Source organism: Phyllobacterium sp. P5_D12 (assembly GCF_054049495.1).
This window is the reverse complement of the sequence record NZ_JBFUMG010000913.1, coordinates 1-1,198: the sequence shown is the minus strand read 5'-3', so window position 1 is coordinate 1,198 and position 1,198 is coordinate 1. Positions and strand designations below refer to the sequence as shown.

The 1,198-nt window shown below is 54.1% G+C and carries 1 protein-coding gene and 1 pseudogene; both read right to left on the bottom strand.

The features are described from left to right. Positions 1-260: 260 nt before the first annotated feature. The gene (locus ACXJ5O_RS27570) at positions 261-824 is read right to left on the bottom strand and encodes a PQQ-dependent catabolism-associated CXXCW motif protein (protein WP_457302688.1); all 564 of its coding nucleotides are present in this window, start codon (positions 822-824) and stop codon (positions 261-263) included. Positions 825-838: 14 nt separating this feature from the next. Next, positions 839-1,198, bottom strand: a pseudogene (locus ACXJ5O_RS27565) (quinoprotein dehydrogenase-associated putative ABC transporter substrate-binding protein); the annotation flags it as partial.

Genomic DNA, 1,198 nt, shown 5'->3' with positions numbered 1-1,198 from the left:
CCCTCTCCTTCCGGAAACCTAAGTTCCGGCCGAACAACCACAAGGTGCCGCCCTACGCGATCAGATCGCGCAGGGCGATGGGTCAGATCTTACTTTTTTGCCTTGAGTTCTGCAGGCAGGTAACGTGAAAGTTCCATACCGGCAGCAACCTGACACATGGTAGGCTTTGTCCATGTTTTCTTCATGCTTTCCTCCTTCTGCTCAAAGATCAAAGACTGATCTTTCTCCTTATCATACGCCGTTATGGCGCAAGATTGAAATTAAAAGGGCTCATTTTTCTGTGTTGGCTGCTTCGCTGCGGTCCAGCCATCGGTGCCGAGAGGATACCAAAGTACCGATTTATATCCCCACTCGACGGCTCTTTTGGCCGCATTCCAGGACATCCAGCAGTTCGCCATACAGTAAAAAAGCACCTTTCTTTTCGTGTCGTCGCCCAACCGAGACTTCAGCCCTTTGCGAAAATAGGCTTCCGTCTCCTTGTTGATGATCCCGTAGCCCACATTTGCGAGCCATATGCTCCCGGGGATATCTTCCCGGACTTTTTCCCTCCAGATGGTCCCGGCCGGCAGATTTGCCGGCTTGGGATCGTGAGGAAGGACATCGATGAACACCGCCGATTTGTCTTTCCACAGGGCGATGGTTTCATCGGTGGTAACCACCTTTGCCCCCTTCAGGGTGGCAGGAACCGGCGCCCTGTAGTTTTCGGTCCTGTAATCCGCCGGCTCCGGCGCCGTTTCGCCCGCGGAAGCCGTCGTCACCAATACGGTAATTAAAACGGCCAACGCACAGGAACAGTTCCGCACCGGTCTTTCACCTCGCTTCATCCACCCCAACCACGCTACTGGGTGATCGGCTTGTTATTCTCGTCAATCAACGGCACCTGGAAATCGAGCAGGATCTTGTTGATCTCACTCTGGTTCTCCCGGATCACCTTGTTCAACGTGCGTTTCCACTCCTGATCGGATGGACGCACACCCATCGTGATCCGGTATGCCATATGCCCGGTCTTTTCCTTGACCAGGGGAATCACCGTCAGGTTGGGATCGATCTCCTTGGCATAATAACCTGCCATCGGCCCCCAAAGGATCGCAACGTCGATCACACCGCTTTTGAGTTCCTTGATCATGACTTCCGCCATCGACGGCGCGAGCCTGGTATCGACCATCAAGGGATAGGGGTGGACATTGCGCATGTAGCC